The following is a 19,125-nucleotide window of genomic DNA, read 5'->3' on the forward strand; positions in this document are numbered from 1 at the left end:
AACCCACCTTATGGGTTTTGGTTCCGGGTGGGACTTTGGCCGTGATAGGCTCGAATGCGCTTACAAAAATACGGGACCGGTCGTGCTGAGAAACCTCTCCACCTATCGGAAAAAGCGGGATTTCGAGATCACTCCGGAGCCGTCCGGCGAGACCGTGGTGGCGCCGTCGAAGCAGCGGCGTTTCGTGATCCAGAAGCACGACGCGACCAGGTTGCATTACGATCTCCGACTCGAGTTCGACGGCGTCTTCAAGTCCTGGGCGGTGACGAAGGGGCCTTCGCTCGACCCGCATGACAAACGGCTCGCGGTCGAGGTCGAGGACCATCCGCTCGATTACGGCGATTTCGAAGGTACCATTCCGGAAAGCCAGTATGGCGGCGGCACGGTGATGCTGTGGGACCGCGGATATTGGGAGTCTGAGGATCCCGAGCGCGGCTTCAAGAAGGGCGACCTGAAGTTCACGCTGCACGGCGACAAGCTGCATGGAAGCTGGGTGCTCGTGCGCATGCGCAATCGCGGTGGCGAAAAGCGCACCAACTGGTTGCTGATCAAGCATCGCGACGACTATGCCCGCGAAGGCGCGGGCAACGACATCCTGGACGCGGACAGATCCGTCGCCTCCGGCCGGGCGATGGAGCAGATCGCCGAGGGCAAAGGGCGCGCGCCAAAGCCGTTCATGCTGGCCAAGGGGACCAAGGGCAAGGCCGACGCGGTCTGGCAATCCAATCGCGCCGAGCAGGAGACGCGCACCATCAAGCCTGCGCCGCGCGCGGCCTTGAAGAAGGGCAAGGCGACGACAGCAACGACGGCGAAGAAGGTGTCGGAGATGCCGGACTTCATCGCGCCGCAGCTCTGCACGGCGGTGGAGCGGCCAAACCCGGGCGGGGGCTGGTGCCACGAGATCAAGTTCGACGGCTACCGCGTGCAGCTTCGCGTCGAGGATGGCGAAGCGACGCTCAAGACCCGCAAGGGCCTCGACTGGACCGAAAAGTTCGCATCGATCGCCAAGGAGGGCGGCGCGCTGCCGGACGTGCTGATCGACGGCGAGATCGTCGCCCTCGACCACAACGGAGCGCCGAACTTCTCCGCGCTCCAGGCGGCGCTTTCGGACGGCAAGACCGATGACCTTATCTTCTTTGCTTTCGATCTCCTGTTCGCCGAAGGCCTTGACCTGCGCCAGCTGCCGCTCGGGGACCGCAAGACGCAGCTCAAGAAGTTGCTGGGCGCGCGCAGGAAGAAGTCGAGCCAGATCCGCTATGTCGAGCATTTCGAGAGCGGTGGCGATGCGGTGCTGCAATCGGCCTGCAAGCTCGAGCTCGAAGGCGTGGTGTCGAAGAAGCTGGACGCACCCTATCGTTCGGGTCGCACCGAAAGCTGGACAAAGGCAAAATACCGCTCCGGCCATGAGGTCGTGATCGGCGGCTACAAGACCACGAATGGTAAGTTCCGCTCTCTGATGGCGGGCGTGCACCGCGGCGATGATCTCGCCTTTGTCGGCATCGTCGGCACCGGCTTTGGTGCCGACAAGGTCAAGCGCATCATGCCGCTGTTGAGGGCGGCGGTGGCCAAAGAGAGCCCATTCGCCGGCAACAACGCGCCGAAGAAGACGCGCGACGTGCATTGGCTGAAACCCAAGCTCGTGGCTGAGATCGAGTTCGCGGGCTTCACCGCCGACGGTAATATCCGCCAGGCCGCGTTCAAGGGCCTGCGGCAGGATAAGCCTGCCGAGGAGGTCGAGGCCGAGACGCTGGTGAAGACCGAGCTTGCCGAACCGTCGCCGCGGAAAGGCAAGGCGAAGGCTGCGTCAAAGCCAAGATCAAAGCGGCCCGGCGGCGCGGAAGTGATGGGCGTCGTCATCTCGAAGCCCGACAAGGAGCTGTGGCCGGATGGCGGAGATGGCGATCCCGTCACCAAGCTCGATCTCGCACGCTACTTCGAGGCGGTCGGCGAATGGATAATCGCGCATCTGAAGGGAAGGCCATGCTCGCTCATTCGCGCGCCCGACGGTATCAAAGGTGAGAGCTTCTTCCAGCGCCATGCCATGCAGGGCACGTCGAGCCTGCTGGAGCTCGCAAAGGTTTCCGGCGATCGCAAGCCGTATTTGCAGATCGATCGGATCGAGGGGCTTGCGGCGGTGGCGCAGGTCGGCGGTGTCGAGCTTCATCCCTGGAATTGCGCGCCCTACGCCTATGACACGCCAGGCCGGCTGGTGTTCGATCTCGACCCGGCGCCGGACGTGGCCTTCACCGATGTGATCGAGGCGGCCAGGGAGATGCGGCAGCGTCTGTCCGACGTAGGTATGGAGAGCTTCTGCAAGACCACCGGCGGCAAGGGCCTGCACGTCGTCGTGCCGCTGCTCTACGGCGCCCGCGACAAGGTGGGCTGGAAGGAGGCGAAAGCCTTTGCGCAAGGCGTGTGCCGCTGGATGGCCGATGACGATCCGGAGCGATATCTGCTCAACATGTCGAAAAAGCTGCGCAACGGAAAGATCTTCCTCGACTATCTGCGCAACGATCGCATGTCCACCGCGGTCGCTCCGCTGTCGCCGCGCGCTCGCGACGGCGCCACCGTCTCCATGCCCCTGACCTGGGCGCAGGCGAAGAGTGATCTCGATCCGAGGCGCTATACGCTGCGCACCGTGCCGGGCCTTTTGGCGCGATCAAAGGCGTGGGAGGGCTATGATGACGCGGCGACATCGATCAAGGCGGCAATGAAGAAGCTGGCGGGGAAGGTGAAGTAGCCACACTGTTAACCGCAGATGCGGAAATCGTAGGGTAGGCAAAGCGCAGCGTGCCCACCATTGCTTGCCCAGATTGACAAAGAAAACGAAGAGGTGGGCACGGCGCGTCGCGCCTTTGCCCACCCTACGAGGACTTCGCTAGATTCTTCCCAGCAGCACCAATATCAGCAGGATGACGACAATGAGTCCGAGTCCGCCGCCACCGTAATAGCCGGTGCCGTAGAACGGACCGCCGCCGATACCACTGAAGCCGCCGAGCAGCGCGATGACCAAAATGATCAAAATGATTGTACCGATGGACATGCAAATCTCCTCCAGCCCCCTCAAAGAAGGGTCGTTGTCTTGACCGACTTTCGTCGGGGCAACTTGTCGTCATAACGAAAGTTCCTCGCTCGGATCGTGATAAGAAGGCATCAAGCAGCGGAACCTTTGGTTCGAACGCGGCCTGATTCACATCAGTCGGCAGAGGACATCGTCATGTCAGCACCGCTCGTCGTTTCGATCCCGCACCGTCTCGGTCGCGAGGAGGCTGCGCGTCGTCTGAAGTCCGGGCTTGGCCGCGCAGCCGCCAGCATTCCCGTGATGCACGTCGAGGAGGAGCGTTGGGAGGGCGACCGCATGAATTTCCGCATTCGAGCGCTCGGCCAGGTCGCGGCCGGTCAGGTCGATGTTGGCGAGGATCAGGTGCGGGTTGAGGTGATGCTGCCCTGGCTGTTGCAGCGTTTCGCCGAGCTGGCGCAGGCCACGATCCGCAAGCGTGGGCAACTGTTGCTGACAAAGGGCGATGGGAAGTAGTTTCTCGGCGTCAGGCCGCCGCGGGTTGCCGCGCCGCTCTTGCGGGACGCGCAATACGAGCTTTCAGGACGGTTGCGGGAAACGAGCCAAAGGCCTGCGAGAGCCGCAGATCCTGGCCCTCGTGACCCGCGATCGCATAGCCTTTCGCGTCCATAGTCGCATCGAGCGCTTCGAATGACGGCCATGCGCGGCCACTTTGCGTGAACGGTGCAAAGGCTCGTCCCACCAAGACGATCGCTGCGTTGCGCCCGTGGCGCCGTGCGAAAGCGATGACATGGTCAGCGTGCGGTCCGCTCACCACCAGAGGCTGGTAGTCGCCACGGGTGAAGACGTCGGCAAGCTCGGAGCGCAGTTTCAGGAGCTGCCGCATCCAGGCGAGTTTCAGTCGACCGTCCGACCAGTTCGGGGCAAGACCGTTCCAATCGAGGCGGTCCAGTGTCGCGAGCGCATCTTGCCGTTCGACAAAATCAACCCGACGGCGATTGTCCGGATCGACTAGCGAAAGATCCCAGAATTCGGTGCCTTGATAAAAATCCGGCACGCCCGGGAGCGTTGCCTTCAGCGTGAGCTGGCTCAGCGAATTCAGCGCACCGAGCAGGGCGGTGCGTCGCGCGAGCGCCTGAAGCGCCTCCAGGAATTCGGCGGAGACCGTGGGATCGAGTATCTTCGCAATGAAGTTCTGTACGCCTGCCTCATAGGCCTCGTTCGGATTGAGCCAGCTCGTTTCCTCCTTGCCCTCCCTGGCAGCCTTGAGCGCGTAGGCCTGGATGCGGTCGATGAAGCTCGCGTCAGGCGCGAGCATCCAGGCGCCGAGCAGCGTCTGGTAAAGCATGTATTCGAACGTCGCCGACGGCGCGCGCATCTCGCCATGTGTCGTGATGTGCGGCACGTTCAGCACCTTCCAGCGTGCCACCGCGCTGGTCCATTCACCCGGGATTTCGCTGATCGCGGCGAGCCGGGCCCGCGCATCCTCGCCGCGCTTGGTGTCATGCGTGGCCGTGGCCGTCATGCCATGCGGCCATTCCCTGGCGCGTGCCTTCATGGTCTCATGGAAGGCGGGTAGTGCGAAGGCCTTTGCGGCGGGATCGCCGCCGACTTCGTTCAGCGCGAGCAGGCGGTGATAGCGATAGAAGGTCGTATCCTCCAGCGACTTCGCCAGCATCGGCCCGGTGAACTGCTGCACCTTCAGCGCAAAGCGGCGCACGCGCGGGGTGCTGTGCGGCGGCCGATCCGGCTTGAGCAGGTCCATGGTCAGGGCGTCGCTCAGGAAGTCGAAAATGCCGTCGTCGGCCGCGAACCATTCCGCACGAGCGCGCGCGATGGTCTCTTCGATCAGCTTGCGGTCGTGATCGGTCGGTCCGCTCGTCGTGATGTAGGTACGGTACACCGGGAAATGCAGCACGTAGAGCTCGAGCGCCTGCCGCAGGCTGTCGGCGGAAAAGTCGCGGGTCGAGTAGTGCCCGTTGGCAATGCGGGCGAGCAGGCGTGTCAGCACGGTGAATTCGCTCGTGAGAAGCGTATCCAGCACGCGCCTCTTGGCTTCCATCAGATACGGCGCAAGCCGCGGCGAGCGGTTGCTGATCTGGCGCCAGATTTCGTCGAGCGCGTCGAGCCCCTTGGCATCGACCAGCACCTGGGTGATGGCGTTCATCCATTCATAGCCGGTGGTGCCGTGAACGCCGGCGAAGCGCGGTAGCCGTTCGTGCTCGCACAGGATCTTTTCGATCACGGTGTAGAACGGCTTTGCGGGGCCTTGCGCGTCGCGGACGATTCGGCGCAGCCGCTGGCAATATTGCGCGGGATCGCGCAAGCCGTCGATATGATCGAGCCGGATGCCCTGCAACCTGCCGTCCGCGACCAGTTGCTTGACCAATCGGTGCGTGGCCGCAAATGTGCTGGCGTCCTCGACCCGCAGCCCGGCGAGACCGTTGACGTCAAAGAATCGGCGATAGTTGATGTCGCTGGAGGCGAGCCGCCAATGGCCGAGCTTGTAGTGTTGGCGTTCGAGCAGGTGATGCAGGGCAAGCGTTTGGGTCGGGCGGTCCTTGGCCGAACGATAGGCGGCAAGACCTCGCTCCATGATATCGGGAGCACCGGCGATCGCCTTCAGCTCGACCTTGAAGGCCGGAGCCTCCTTGCGGTTCGGATGCCGCAGTCCCTTGTAGCGTTCGGCGAGCTCAAGCAGACGTTTTCCGGCCTCGCTGCCGGCGGCATTCGCCTCCTTCACGATCATCCGCAGGACTTCGCCGTAGCGCTCCGGCGCGATCGGCAAGCGATGCTCGAAATACCATGCCGAAAAGCTGCCTTCGCCCGCATCATAGCGCAGCTCGATCTCGCCGCGCTCGAGTGCGTCGCCATAGGGTGAACCGAGGATCGGCAGCAGCACGCCGCCTCGGGCGCGATACGGCAACTGGTCCCAATCGATATCGAAGGACACCGCGTGAGGCGAATCCTGTCCCCATTCCAGCACGTCGAGCCAGTACGGGTTATCCGCGAAGTGGACGCCGACGTGATTTGGGACGAAGTCGAGGATCAGACCAAGGTCATGCTGCTTTAGCGTGTCGCTGAAACGGGTAAAGCCGGCTGCGCCGCCGAGCTCCGGATTGAACTGGCTGTGGTCGACGATGTCGTAGCCGTGGGTCGAGCCCTTGCGCGCCTTCATCAGCGGCGAAGCGTAGACATGCGTGATGCCGAGCGCCTTGAGATAGGGTACGACCCGGGCGGCATCGTCGAAGTTGAACTCGGCGGTGAATTGCAGGCGATAGGTGGCGAGCGGGATGGCGGGAGGCATGCTCACCTCGCAAGGCGCCAGACCACCGACCAGGGCGGAAGTCGATCGCCGGGCTCGCCGCCCCAGATCGGCGCGCCCGTGATTTGAGGTGATGTGATATCGCGATCCGACAGGTTGGCGATCAGGTGCAGCGTTGCGCCGTCCTCCAAGCGCCAATGCGCAGTCAAGAGGCCGCTCTCCTCAGCCTTGGCCTCGCCAAAGGCCGCGCCGGCAAGCCGTGGCATGATTTCGGAATGGCGAATGCGCAGGAGCTCGCGTACCAGCGACAGCCGCACCTCCTCCTCCGGCGTGCGCGTCTCCCAAACGAGCACGGCGGATTGCGGCGTCGCCGGATCGAGCGGATCGGGCACCTCGTCGCCATATTTCTCGTAGGCCCAGGCATATTCCTGGCGCCGTCCGTTGCGAACTGCATTGGCGAGATCGCCATGGAAATCGCAGAAGAACGGGAAGGGCTTTTTCGAGCCCCACTCCTCGCCCATGAACAGCATCGGCACCATCGGCGCGAGCAGCGTAACGGCGAGCGCCGCCTCGATCGCTCGGGGGCTCGCAATGCTCTCCAGCCGATCGCCGAACGGCCGGTTGCCGATCTGATCGTGGTTCTGCAGGAAATTGACGAAGGTGTCCGGCGGAAGCTGCCGGCTTGGCTCGCCGCGCGGCTTGTTGCCCCAGAACGCGGAGACCCCACCCTGATAGACGAAGCCCGACGCCAGCGCGCGGGCAAGATCGCCACGCGGCGAGCGCTGATAGTCGCCATAATAGCCGGAGGACTCGCGCGTCAGCATCACGTGCCAGACGTGATGATAGTCGTCGTTCCACTGGCCGCGATATTTTCCGTTCGGCGGCTCCTCGGTGGGGTCGAGCAGGCTCGCGCGATTGTCGCCATTCTCCAGCACGAGATGGATGTGCCTCCCGGTCGCCGCCGCAAGCTGGCCCGCGGCGACGCTGAGCTCGTGCAGCACCGACTGCTCGCCGGGGACCGCCATGATGTGATTGGCCGCATCCAGCCTCAGGCCATCGAAACGGTAGTCGCTGAGCCAGCAAAGCGCGTTCTCGACCGCGAAGGCGCGGACCTGCGGCACGCGATAATCGATCGCGCTGCCCCACGGCGTATGTGCATCGGTGAAGAAATTCGGCGCGTAACGGCCGAGATAGTTTCCCTCGGGGCCGAAGTGGTTGTAGACGACGTCGAGAAAGACCATGAGGCCGCGCAGGTGCGCTTCGTCGATCAGCGTCTTCAAGTCTTCGGGCCGGCCATAGGCGCTGTCGGGCGCATACCACAGCACGCCGTCATAGCCCCAGCCGCGCTTGCCGGCGAAGTCCGCCAGCGGCATCAATTCCAGCGCGGTGATCCCGGTCGCAACGAGATGATCGAGCTTGTCGATCATGGCGCGATAGCTTCCTTCTTGTGTGAAGGTGCCGACGTGGGATTCCAGCAGCACTGTCTCATGCCACGGCCGGCCGCGCCAATCTCTGGCGCGCCACTCGAAACTGTCGTGGTCGATCACCTCGCTCGGCCCGAACACGTCCTCTGGCTGGAAGGCCGACGCCGGATCAGGTACGTCGAGCTCGTCGTCGATCCTGAACTGGTAACGGGCGCCCGCCGTCAAGCCGGCAATATCGGCCACATACCAGCCGTCTTCGCGGCGCCGCATCGCATGGCGCTTGTCCAGCACGAGGTCGACGTGCCTCGCACCGGGCGCCCAGAGCCGGAACGACACGCCCTCCTTGCTTGACTTGGCGCCGAACGAAGGCCTCATAGCGCACCTGCAAAGGCGAGCACCGAGCGCGGCGGCGCCTTGCTGTCGGTGCCGGGCAGGAAATCGACCGTGTTCAACTTGGCATCGGTCGTGTTCAGGATCTGCTGCCAGCTCTTGTATTCGGCCATTTTGGGCAATTTAAATCCGATTTCTTCCGGTGCGGCGTTCAGGACGATAAAGATCGCGGGCACGCCGGGTTCCAGCGGGCCGAGCACATAGGCGAGAAATCTCCCTTCCGGGAAATTCCAGTCACTCTCCTTCATCTCCTCGGCCGCCGGCGTCAGCCACAAGACACCGTAGGAGCCGTCGGCGCGACGGCCGTCGAGCCAGCGCTGGCTGCGGAGCTGCGAGAAGCGGCGGCGGATCTCGGCGAGCTGGTTGACGAATGCGACCATGTCCTCGCCGTCCTTGCCGAGATTGTCCCAGAGCACCCAGCCCACCTCATTGTCCTGGCAATAGGCATTGTTGTTGCCGGACTGGGTGTTTCCGACCTCGTCGCCGGCGAGCAACAGCGGCGTGCCCTGTGCAAGCATCAGGCAGGCGAGCACGTTCTTGCGGAGCTGGCGGCGCAGCGACAGGATTTGCGGATCGTCGGTCGGGCCCTCGACACCGCAATTGTTGCTGTGGTTGTCGTTGGACCCGTCGCGGTTGTCCTCGCCATTGGCCTCGTTGTGCTTCTGGTTGTAGCTGAAGAGATCGGCGAGGGTGAAGCCGTCGTGCACGGTGATGTGGTTGATGCTGGCGCGCAGCTTGCGGCCGTCGTGGTGGAACAGGTCGGAGGACGCCGTCATGCGGCTCGAAATATCGCCGATCAGGCTGCCTTCGCCGCTCCAGTAGCGACGCATGGCGCTGCGGTAGCGGTCGTTCCACTCCGACCATTGCGAGGGAAACGCGCCGACCTGATAGCCGCCGAGGCCGAGGTCCCAGGGTTCGGCGACGAGCTTTACGCCCTGGAGCACGGGATCCTGGCGGACCGCGGTCAGGAACGAGCTGCCGCGGTCAAACCCGTTCGGTCCGCGCGCGAGCGTGGTGGCGAGATCGAAACGGAAGCCATCGACGTGGCAGACCTCGACCCAGTAGCGCAGCGAATCCGTCACCATCTGGAGCACGCGCGGATGGGTGAGGTTGACCGATGAGCCGCAGCCGGTGAAGTCGTCGTAGTAGCGCGGGTTCTCGCGGTTCAGCCAGTAATAGGAGGCGTTGTCGATGCCGCGGAAGGACAGCGTCGGGCCGAGATGGTTGCCTTCGGCAGTGTGGTTATAGACGACATCGAGCATCACCTCGATCCCGGCGTCGTGCAGGCGCGCCACGGTCGTCCGGAAGGAGTCCAGCGGATTGTCCTGCGCGTAACGCGGCTCTGGCGCGAAGAAGGCGAGGGTGTTGTAGCCCCAGTAGTTGGCGAGCTTCTTCTCCACCAGCACCCGGTCGTCGATGAAGCCGTGGATCGGCAGCAGCTCGACGGTGGTGACACCTAACCGCTTCAGATGCTCGATCATGGCGGGCGAGGACAGTCCGCCAAACGTGCCGCGCAGGTTCGGCGGCACGTCATCGCGCCTCTGCGTCAGCCCCTTGATGTGGGCCTCGTAGATGATCGTCTCGTCCCACGGGATGTTCGGGCGGATTTCGCGCCGGCCCCAGTTGAAGGTCTCGTCGACGACGGCGGCCTTGATCATGCCGCGTGCGTTGTCGCGCCGGTCGAACGACAAATCCTCGCGCGGGCTGCCGGTGCGATAGGCAAAGTGCGCGTCACTCCACACCATCCGCCCGGCGAGCCGCTTGGCGTAGGGGTCGAGCAGGAGCTTGTTGGGATTAAAGCGGTGACCGTGCTCGGGCTCGTAGGGGCCGTGCACGCGGTAGCCATAAAGCTGGCCCGGCGAGACGTCGTTGAGATAGCCGTGCCAGACGTCTTCGGTGCGCTCGGGCAATTCGATGCGCTCGAGCTCGCGCCGCCCCTGGCCGTCGAACAGGCACAGCTCGACCTTGTGCGCGTTGGCGGAGAACAGCGCGAAGTTGGTGCCGCGTCCGTCCCAGCTTGCACCGAGGCGTGCGGGCGTTCCGGCGGTCAGTCGCATGGGTCAGCTTTCCGGAACGAGGAAGATTGCAGCCAGCGGCGGAATGGTCAGGCGCAGTTCCGGCGTCTTGCCGTCAGCCGCCTGTACCTCTCCGACGTTCCCGACATTGCTGCCGCCATAGTGAGCGGAGTCGGAATTGAAGACCTCGTGCCATTTGCCGGCGAACGGCACCCGGACGCGATAGTTGCGATAGACGTTCGGCGAGAAATTCACGATCACGAGACAGCGCGCACGGGCGTCAAACCCCTTGCGCAGCCAGGCGAATACATTGCGGTTGGCATCGTCGGTGATCGTCCATTCGAAGCCGGCCTGATCGCAATCCATCTGATGCAGCGCAGGCACGGCGCGATAGAGCCGGTTGAGGTCGCGGACCAGCGACTGAATGCCGGAATGGTTCTTGTATTCGAGCAGATGCCAGTCGAGCGACTGGTCGTGATTCCATTCCTTCCCTTGCGCGAACTCGCCGCCCATGAACAACAGCTTCTTGCCGGGATGGCCGAACATGAAGCTGTAATAGGCACGCAAGTTCGCGAAGCGCTGCCACTCGTCGCCGGGCATGCGGCCAAGGATCGATCGCTTACCGTGCACGACCTCGTCGTGCGACAGCGGCAGGATGAAGTTTTCCGAGAAGGCGTAGTGCAAGCCGAACAGGATCTCGCCGTGATGGTGCTTGCGGTAGATCGGATCCTTGCTGATGTAGTTCAGCGTGTCGTGCATCCAGCCCATGTTCCACTTGTAGCCGAAGCCGAGGCCGCCAAATTCGACGGGCCGGGAAACCTGCGGCCAGGCGGTGGATTCCTCCGCGGCGGTCGTGGCTTGCGGAAAGCGCGCAAACACTTCCGTATTGAAGCGCCGCAGGAACGCGATCGCCTCGATGTTCTCCCGGCCGCCATACTGGTTCGGGACCCACGCGCCCGCGGGGCGGCTGTAATCGAGATAAAGCATGGAGGCGACCGCGTCGACGCGCAGGCCGTCGATGGCGTAGCGCTCCAGCCAGAACAGCGCGTTCGACACCAGGAAGTTCGTCACTTCGGTGCGGCCGTAATTGTAGATCAACGTGCCCCAGTCAAGATGGCGACCCTGCAGGGGATTGGCATGCTCGTAGAACGCGGTGCCGTCGAAGTGGCCGAGCCCGTGCGGATCGTCGGGAAAATGTCCGGGCACCCAATCGAGCAGCACGCCGATGCCCTCGCGATGGCAGGCATCGACCAGCGCGGCGAAATCCTCCGGCGGGCCGAAGCGGCTGGTCGGCGCATAGAGGCCTGTTGGCTGGTAGCCCCAGGAACCGTCAAAAGGATGCTCGCTGACCGGCAGGAATTCGAGATGGGTAAAGCCCATGTCGCGCGCATAGGCCGGAAGCTGCTCGGCCAGCTCGCGATAGGTCATCCATTCATTGTCGCTCTTGCGTCGCCAGGAGCCGAGATGCACCTCGTAGATCGACATCGGCGCCGAGAGCGCGTTGATGCCGTCGGGCGCCGGCCGCGGGCGCGGCAGGTGCGCTTCGTCGAACACGATCGACGCCGTCTTCGGGCGCACTTCAGCGGCAAACGCCAGCGGATCGGATTTCAGCGGCAGATTGTGGCCGTGCGGTCCGACCATGTCGAACTTGTAGTGATCGCCCGCCTTTGCATGCGGGATGAACAGCTCCCAATAGCCGACGCCGCGCACGCGCATCGGGTGGCGGCGCGCGTCCCAGAAGTTGAAGTCGCCGACCACGCTGACCCGGCGTGCATTTGGCGCCAGCACGACGAAGCCTACGCCATCGACCCCGTCGAGTGCCATCGGATGCGCGCCGAGCTTGTCATAGAGCCGCTGATGCGTGCCTTCGCCCAGCAGATAGAGGTCGAAATCGGTCAGGATCGGCGGAAAGCGATAGGGATCTTCGAGCTCGACGACATTGCCGCCGAACGTCGCGCGCAACTGGTAGCGCTTGGCGCCGTTGGGGAGCGTGCCTGCGAACAGGCCGGACTCGTGGATGCGGTCGAGTTTCGCCACCTCGCCATGCTCGCCGATCGCCTCGACATTGGAGGCTTCGGGCAGGAAAGCGCGCACCACGCTTTTGTCGCCTTCGGGATGGAGCCCGAGATAATGGAAGGGATCGGAGTGGCGACCCTCGATGATCGCGTAGGCCTCGGCAGACAGTTTAGGCATGTGCTTCGCTCTCCGCATTGGACAGAATGCGAAGCAGCCCGGTCAGTGGCGCATTGAGCGCCTCCGGCCGGTGAGACAGTTCGTACTCCACCTCATCGAACGCTTTTTCAAGCAGGAAAAATCTTAACAGGCCGTCCGCCGAATGCGGACCATTTGTCCGCAGGCGCCGATCGGTCATGGCCTCGCGATAGGCGGTGAGGAACGTCGCAGTGGCGCGCTCGCGCCATTCGCCAAGCGCGGTCGCGAGCCGTCCCTGTTCGTCCCGCGCGCCCTTGAGCGCGCGGTCGACCGCCGCGATCACGGCAAGGTCGATCGAGCAGACGAGGCTCGCGACGTCGCGCGCCGCGGGCGCCTTGCGCCGCCGCTCGGCCAGCGGGAGATGGGGATTGCCATCGAAGTCGATGATGAAGATGTCGTCCTTCACGATCAGAATCTGCCCGAGGCGGAAGTCGCCATGATGACGGATGTTCAACCCGCCGATGTCGGATGGCAATAGCTTCGTGAGCAGATCGGAAAGGGCTGGACGCCGGTCCAGGAGCTGGTCGACCAGCGGACGATCGGCCTCTCGCAAGCCGTTGCGGCTTTGCGCCAGCATTTCAAAGGTATGTTCGGCGCGCTTGAGGAGATCCGTGGTCCATTGGGCGATGTGCGCAGAGGTGACGGGTTCGGGCGCGAGATCGTCGCCGTCGGCCTTGGCGAGCGCGATATGCAGCTCAGCCAGTCGCCGGCCGGTCTGAGCGAGATAATGCAGATAGGGCACCTGGTCCTTGTTCCCGCGCGGGGCTTCGCTTGCGGCGAGCAGACGCTGCTCGTCGATGTAGCGGTCGAGATAGCCCGACGTCACCGCCCAGCCGTCGCCCTGGTTCTCGACATAGGCATGCACGACGCCGACGGCGCTTCGCCCGCTATCCTCCACCAGCTCGGCGCTGCCGAGTAGCGCGGGCGTGTTGGCGAACTGCGCAACCTCGGTGAGGTAGTAGCCGAGCTCGATCTCGGGGTTGGTGCCGGTTTCGAGCCGGCGATAGATCTTGGTGACATATTGGTTGTCGACCAGTGCGGTGCTGTTGGCCTGCTCGATGGCGCGGATCTGCTCCGGCTGCTTGACGGTGTCCGCACCGAAGCGGCTGGTCGCCTTGAAGTCCAGCCGCAGATTGTTTTCCTCGACGATCAGGGACTGGCTGAGATTGCGCAGGAACAGGCCGATGAAGATCTGGTCGGTCGCGACGTCGAGCAGCGTTCCCTCGCGCGCGCCCTGGCGCACTGCGGCCAGTGCCCTCGGGTTGAACCGTTCGCGGTCGAAGCGAACCCATTCGATCTGCATCGGCATCACATAGCGCGATGTGACGCCGCGCTGCGTCGCCTCGAAGAATGCGAGCCAGGGCCGGTTGTCGCCGATGTCGCAGAACGGGACCGCAGACGTCAGGGTCGGCCGGATCTGCGTGGGACTGCGCTCCGGATACCAGCGGGTCCGCGACAAAAATCCCGGCAGCACCTCGCGCTCGAACACGCCGCGCTCGCGCGCAAGCGAGACCCAGGTCGAGTTGACCGGCACCACCAGCGTCTCGAATTCGGGCACCGCGCGCGGCGTCACCGGCTCGGACTTGTCGCGCTCGCGGAGCTGGAACCAGTAGTAGCCATAGGGCCCCAACGTAATCATGTAAGGCAGCTCGCCGATTGCGGGGAAACGCGTGCGGCCGAGCATCTCCTGCGGGACCCGGTCCTTCCACGGCGACAGATCGAGCTCGGTCGCCTGTGCTGCGCGCGAGAGATTGGCAATGCACAGGATGACCTCGTCGCGATATTGCCGGACATAGGCGAGCACGGAACGGTTGGCCGGGCGGATGAAGGTCATGGTGCCGCGGCCGAAGGCGAGCGTCGATTTGCGCACCGAGATCAGGCGCTTCGTGGCGCTGAGCAGCGAGGACAGGCTGCGCGACTGCGCCTCCACATTGACCGCCTCATAGCCATAGACGGGGTCCATGATCAGCGGCGCATAGAGGCGGGCCGGGTCGCAGCGCGAGAAGCCGCCATTGCGGTCCGGACTCCACTGCATCGGTGTGCGCACGCCGTTGCGGTCGCCGAGATAGATGTTGTCGCCCATGCCGATCTCGTCGCCGTAATAGATGATTGGCGTGCCCGGGAACGACAGCAGCAGCGAGTTCATCAGCTCGATCTTGCGCCGGTCGTTGTCCATCAGCGGCGCGAGCCGCCGGCGGATACCAAGATTGATCCGCGCCCGCGGATCGTTGGCATAGGTCGACCAGAGATAGTCGCGCTCGACGTCGGTGACCATCTCCAACGTCAGTTCGTCATGATTGCGCAGGAATAGCGCCCATTGACAGCTCGAGGGAATGTCGGGCGTCTGGCGCAGGATGTCCGTGATCGGAAAGCGGTCTTCCTGTGCGATCGCCATGTAGATGCGCGGCATCAGCGGGAAATGGTAGGCCATGTGGCATTCGTCGCCGCGGCCGAAATATTCCTGCACGTCCTCCGGCCACTGATTGGCTTCGGCCAGCAGCAGCTTGCCCTTGGAGTAGGCGTCGAGCTCCTGGCGCAGCCGCTTGATGATGGCATGCGTCTCGGGAAGATTCTCGTTCGAGGTGCCCTCGCGTTCGCAGAGATAAGGGATCGCGTCCAACCGGAATCCGTCGACGCCGGCGTCGAGCCAGCGCTTCATCACCTGGATGATGGCACTGACCACCCGCGGATTGTCGAAGTTGAGATCGGGCTGGTGCGAGAAGAAACGGTGCCAGTAGAACGCGCCGGCCTCCGGATCCCAGGTCCAGTTGGATTTTTCGGTATCGGTGAAGATGATCCGCGTACCCTGATATTTCTGGTCGGTGTCGCTCCAGACATACCAGTTGCGCGCGCTCGAGCCCGCGGGGCTCCGGCGCGCGCGCTTGAACCATCTGTGTTGGTCGGAGGTGTGGTTGACGACGAGCTCGGTGATCACCCGCAAGCCGCGCCGCTGCGCCTCCTGGATGAAGCGCTTGAAGTCCTTCATCGTCCCGAAATCGGGATTGACCGAGCCGTAGTCGGCGATGTCGTAGCCGTCGTCGCGGCCGGGCGAGGGATAGAACGGCAACAGCCACAGCGCGGTGACGCCGAGATCCTGCAAATAAGGCAGTCTTTCGGTCAGCCCGGCGAAGTCGCCGATACCGTCATGATTGCTGTCGGCAAACGCCTTGACGTGGAGCTGGTAGACGATCGCGTCCTTGTACCAGAGCTCGTCCACGACCTCGGCAGCTTCGACCTTCTTCTCGTCAACGGAGGAAAGAACGTTCATGCCGTGGACCCTCACGCCAAGCAACGGAACAAGAACGCCGGATCGCGATAGGGATCGATGCGCAGCCGGATTCCGCCCCATTCGATTGCGGACTGCTCGCCGGTGAGAAGGTTCTCAACGCGTGCGATATGGTGACGTTCCCCGTTCGCGTCGACAGTGACGTCGCCGAGCGGGAGCCAGACCTCCCGCACGTTGGACGACAGGGCGATGGCGACGAGGACGGTGTCGGTCCGGTCAATCGACTCCTTGGCGAACGCGATCACGTCGCCATCGTCGATGCCGAGAAAGCGCAAATTCGACGTTTGTTGCAGCGCCTTGTTGTCGCGGCGGATGCGATTAAGCTCGGCGATGTAGGGCTTGACGTTGCCGGGGCGATCCCAGTCGCGAACCCTGATCTCGTATTTCTCGGAGTCGAGATATTCCTCGAGCCCCGGGACGGCCTGGTGCTCGAGCAGTTCGAACCCGCTATAGATGCCGTAGCTGCCTGACAACATGGCCGCCAGCGCGACGCGCGACTTGAACATCCAGGGCTCACCGCTCTGGAGATGATGCGGCAAGACGTCGGGCGTGTTGACGAACAGGTTGGGGCGATAGAAGTCGTACTCGGGATAGCTGGTCAGCTCAGTCAAATATTGCTCCAACTCCCATTTCTGTGTTCGCCACGGAAAATAGCTGGAGGACTGGGCGAAGCCGAGCTTGGCGAGACCCTTCATCAGTTTCGGTCGGGTATAGGTCTTGGAGAACAGGATCACCTCGGGATGCCGGCGGCGGATATCGCGGATCAACCACTCCCAGAAGCCGAAGGGCGCAGTGTCGTGATTGTCGATGGCAAAGATGGTCACGCCGTGGTCGATCCAGAACAGCATGACGTCGCGGAAGGCGTTCCACAATTCGCTTCGGGTCAGGCAGGAGAAATCGGGCACGACGATGTCGGGATAGTCCGCCGTTCGCATCGAGCCGTCCGGCCGCCATTTGAACCATTCCGGATGCTGCGTCAGCCAGGGATGATCCGGCGAACACTGAACCGCGAAATCGAGTGCAAGCTCGACGCCATATTCCAGGCAGGTCGCAACCAGCGCGCGGAAATCCTCTATGGTGCCGAGCTCCGGATGCAGTGCATCGTGACCGCCCTCGGACGCGCCAATGGCATAGGGGCAGCCCGGATCGCCTGAGGCGGTGACCGGTGAATTGTTGCGGCCCTTGCGGCGGGTGCGACCGATCGGGTGGATCGGCGTGAAATAGAGCACGTCGAAACCCATCGCGGCGATATCGGGGACACGCGCGATGCAATCCCTGAGCGTGCCGTGCTGGCCCGCCACCTTGCCCTGGCTGCGCGGCATCATCTGGTACCAGGTACTGAAGCGCGCTTCCTCGCGGTCGACGACCAGCGGGAAAAGGGGCGAGCGGGTTAGGTCGGGCCGCGACTGGCTGTCGGCCATGGCGTCCCGCAGCTCATCCGCCATCAGCGGGGTGACCTCGCCGCTCTGCAGGAAAATCTCGCATTGCTGCAGGATGATGGCCGCGGCGTCATCGTCTGCGCCATGGGCCCTGGTCAGGAGGGCCGCGCCCTCGATCGCGTCGAGCGTGACATCGGCTCCGGATCGCTGCCTGAGCGCGAGCCCGTGACGCCAGGTCGCGAATTCGTCGGTCCAGGCCTCGATGGCGTAGACGTATTGGCCCGGCCCGGGCGGGGTGAACGCGCCGACCCAGCGGTCATTGCCATGATGGAGCATCGGCGTGCGCTGCCATTCCCGATCCTGCTCGCGGCGCCAGAGCAACGCGGCGCTGACCGCGTGGTGCCCGTCGCGGTAGATGTCCGCCCAGACATCGACGCGCTCGCCCGCGACGCGCTTGACGGCAAAGCGGCCGCCATCGACCAGCGGATAGACGTCTTCAATAAGGAAAGCGCCGCCGGCTGCGACACTCTCGACAGTTTGAATTGTCTTGTTCACGGTGATGCCATTGACAACAAAGTAACGTCTCGCTTCCCTTGCCGGGAACCGACGCTTGGTACCTATATAGAAAGCCTCTTGTGTGTCATTAGTTCCCGTCAGGAACGATAGCGGCAGTCAGCGCGTTGATTCCGACTATCCTATTCCTCCGCCTCATGAAAATGAATGCCGCCGGCTGATGGTGGCCTGCAAGCTGCGTGCCGAATGGATCTTTTAGCTGAAGCCAGAACCAAGGGCGTCCAGTCCGAATTCGTCGATGCCTTGGGCAAGCTGCGGGTCACCGCGCCCGATGCCCTGACGTCGATACTCCAGGCCTTGCCGGAGAAGCGCACCTACCGCTTCGTCAGCGGTGCTGTCGTGGTTCGCACCAGCCGGCGCACCGACCTCACCGAGGCTGCCAAGCTTCCGCTGCGTTGGTCCGTCGCAAACGGCACCGTGACGGTCGCGCAGGGCGAGGCGCGCGAGCGCATCATTGTCTGGCCCGATCATCTGCCGTCCGGCTACCATCGGCTGAAGCTCGTCGATGCGTCCGGGGCGGCGGAAGAGGTGCCGCTGATCGTGGCGCCCGAGCGCGCTTTCACCGGCGATTTCGACCGCGGCTGGCTGCTCGCGGTGCAGCTCTACAGCGTTCGCTCCGCACGCAATTGGGGGATCGGCGATTTCACGGACCTTGCCGATCTCGTCACGCTCGCCAAAGAACTCGGCGCTGATGGCGTTGGCCTCAACCCGCTGCATGTGCTGTTCGACGACCGGCCGTCTGATTGCAGCCCCTATTCGCCGAACAGCCGGCTGTTCCTCAACCCGCTCTACATCGACGTCGAGAAGATTCCGGAGTTTTCGCCTGGCCTGCTGCCGGAGGCGCGCGCGACCGCGGCGTCCTTGCGCGAAGGCGACCGCGTGCGATACCGCGAGGCAGGGCCGCTGAAATGGCGCGGCCTGCGCGCCGCGTTCGACGCGTTCAAGGCCAAGGCTGGCCCCGGGCGCCGAGAGGCATTCGATGCCTTCCGCCTCGAGCGGGGTCCGCTGTTGTTGCGCTTTGCCTGTTTCGAGGTGCTACGCCATCGCTTCCCGGGACGACCGTGGTGGGAATGGCCGTCGGAGTGGCAGCGGCCTGACGAGACGAAATGCGCGGAGCTGCGCGCAGGCCCCGATCATGACGAGGTCGAGTTCGTCGAGTTCGTGCAATGGACGGCCGATCAGCAGTTGGCTGCGGCCAAGGAGCTCGCAGGCCGGCTCGGCATGAAGGTCGGGCTCTATCTCGATGTCGCGGTCGGCGTGCAGTCCGACGGATTCGACGCCTGGAACGAGCAGGGCGCGATCTCCCGCCATCTCGCAGTCGGCGCACCTCCCGATGTACTGAACACGGTGGGCCAGGATTGGGGTCTCGCCGGCTTCAATGCCGGTGGCCTGGAGGCGCAATCGTTCGTGCCGTTCGCCGACATGCTGGCCGCCTCGATGCGCCATGCCGGCGCGATCCGGCTCGATCACGTGCTCGGGCTGAAGCGGCTCTACCTCGTGCCGCGCGGTTTCAAGCCGGACAACGGCGCCTATGTGCAGATGCCATTCGAGGCGCTGCTGGCG

Annotated in this window: 10 protein-coding genes; 3 read left to right on the forward strand and 7 right to left on the reverse strand. The window is 63.8% G+C overall.

What is annotated here, in order from left to right; genetic code table 11:
* Positions 1 to 82 precede the first annotated feature (82 nt).
* A complete protein-coding gene (ligD, locus tag Q3C01_RS39125) occupies positions 83 to 2,740 on the forward strand; it encodes a DNA ligase D (RefSeq protein WP_458150650.1) in 2,658 nt (885 codons plus the stop codon).
* A gap of 138 nt (positions 2,741 to 2,878) precedes the next feature.
* Here ligD and Q3C01_RS39130 read toward each other — a convergent pair whose 3' ends face one another.
* Complete coding sequence (locus Q3C01_RS39130; RefSeq protein WP_458150651.1) at positions 2,879 to 3,043, reverse strand: DUF3309 family protein; 165 nt, start codon at positions 3,041 to 3,043, stop codon at positions 2,879 to 2,881.
* Positions 3,044 to 3,217: 174 nt separating this feature from the next.
* On the opposite strand from Q3C01_RS39130, the gene Q3C01_RS39135 reads away from it, so the two are divergent.
* The gene (locus Q3C01_RS39135; protein ID WP_458150652.1) at positions 3,218 to 3,535 is read left to right on the forward strand and encodes a polyhydroxyalkanoic acid system family protein; all 318 of its coding nucleotides are present in this window, start codon (positions 3,218 to 3,220) and stop codon (positions 3,533 to 3,535) included.
* Between the two features lie 10 nt (positions 3,536 to 3,545).
* On the opposite strand, the gene treY is transcribed toward Q3C01_RS39135, so the two are convergent.
* The 6 genes from treY to Q3C01_RS39165 are packed head-to-tail and all read right to left on the reverse strand — an operon-like array spanning position 3,546 to position 17,544.
* Entirely contained in the window at positions 3,546 to 6,326 is a 2,781-nt protein-coding gene (treY, locus tag Q3C01_RS39140; RefSeq protein WP_458150653.1) for a malto-oligosyltrehalose synthase, read from the reverse strand.
* A gap of 2 nt (positions 6,327 to 6,328) precedes the next feature.
* On the reverse strand, positions 6,329 to 8,083 hold the full coding sequence (gene treZ / locus Q3C01_RS39145; protein WP_458150654.1) for a malto-oligosyltrehalose trehalohydrolase: 1,755 nt from the start codon (positions 8,081 to 8,083) through the stop codon (positions 6,329 to 6,331).
* Positions 8,080 to 10,155, reverse strand: coding sequence for a glycogen debranching protein GlgX (glgX, locus tag Q3C01_RS39150; RefSeq protein WP_458150655.1), 2,076 nt, complete (start codon positions 10,153 to 10,155; stop codon positions 8,080 to 8,082). The genes treZ and glgX overlap by 4 nt, the downstream gene beginning before the upstream one ends.
* A gap of 3 nt (positions 10,156 to 10,158) precedes the next feature.
* Positions 10,159 to 12,306 carry a 1,4-alpha-glucan branching protein GlgB gene (gene glgB / locus Q3C01_RS39155; protein WP_458150656.1) on the reverse strand — a complete coding sequence of 716 codons (2,148 nt, stop codon included), beginning with the start codon at positions 12,304 to 12,306 and terminating at the stop codon, positions 10,159 to 10,161.
* The gene (gene treS / locus Q3C01_RS39160; protein ID WP_458150658.1) at positions 12,299 to 15,592 is read right to left on the reverse strand and encodes a maltose alpha-D-glucosyltransferase; all 3,294 of its coding nucleotides are present in this window, start codon (positions 15,590 to 15,592) and stop codon (positions 12,299 to 12,301) included. Before treS ends, glgB begins: the two co-directional genes overlap by 8 nt.
* 11 nt (positions 15,593 to 15,603) lie before the next feature.
* Positions 15,604 to 17,544: a maltotransferase domain-containing protein gene (locus Q3C01_RS39165; protein ID WP_458150659.1), complete on the reverse strand. Its 1,941-nt coding sequence runs from the start codon at positions 17,542 to 17,544 to the stop codon at positions 15,604 to 15,606.
* 204 nt (positions 17,545 to 17,748) lie between these two features.
* Here Q3C01_RS39165 and malQ point away from each other — a divergent pair.
* Positions 17,749 to 19,125 (forward strand): 4-alpha-glucanotransferase (gene malQ / locus Q3C01_RS39170; RefSeq protein WP_458150660.1); only part of this gene is annotated, 1,377 nt, incomplete at its 3' end.

It is taken from the genome of Bradyrhizobium sp. UFLA05-109 (genome assembly GCF_054185165.1).

Coding starts and splice junctions, on each gene's coding strand:
- Q3C01_RS39130 (WP_458150651.1), bottom strand. CDS start 3,043: ATGTCCATCGGTACAATCATTTTGATCATTTTGGTCATCGCGCTGCTC.
- Q3C01_RS39135 (WP_458150652.1), top strand. CDS start 3,218: ATGTCAGCACCGCTCGTCGTTTCGATCCCGCACCGTCTCGGTCGCGAG.
- treY (WP_458150653.1), bottom strand. CDS start 6,326: ATGCCTCCCGCCATCCCGCTCGCCACCTATCGCCTGCAATTCACCGCC.
- treZ (WP_458150654.1), bottom strand. CDS start 8,083: ATGAGGCCTTCGTTCGGCGCCAAGTCAAGCAAGGAGGGCGTGTCGTTC.
- glgX (WP_458150655.1), bottom strand. CDS start 10,155: ATGCGACTGACCGCCGGAACGCCCGCACGCCTCGGTGCAAGCTGGGAC.
- glgB (WP_458150656.1), bottom strand. CDS start 12,306: ATGCCTAAACTGTCTGCCGAGGCCTACGCGATCATCGAGGGTCGCCAC.
- treS (WP_458150658.1), bottom strand. CDS start 15,592: ATGAACGTTCTTTCCTCCGTTGACGAGAAGAAGGTCGAAGCTGCCGAG.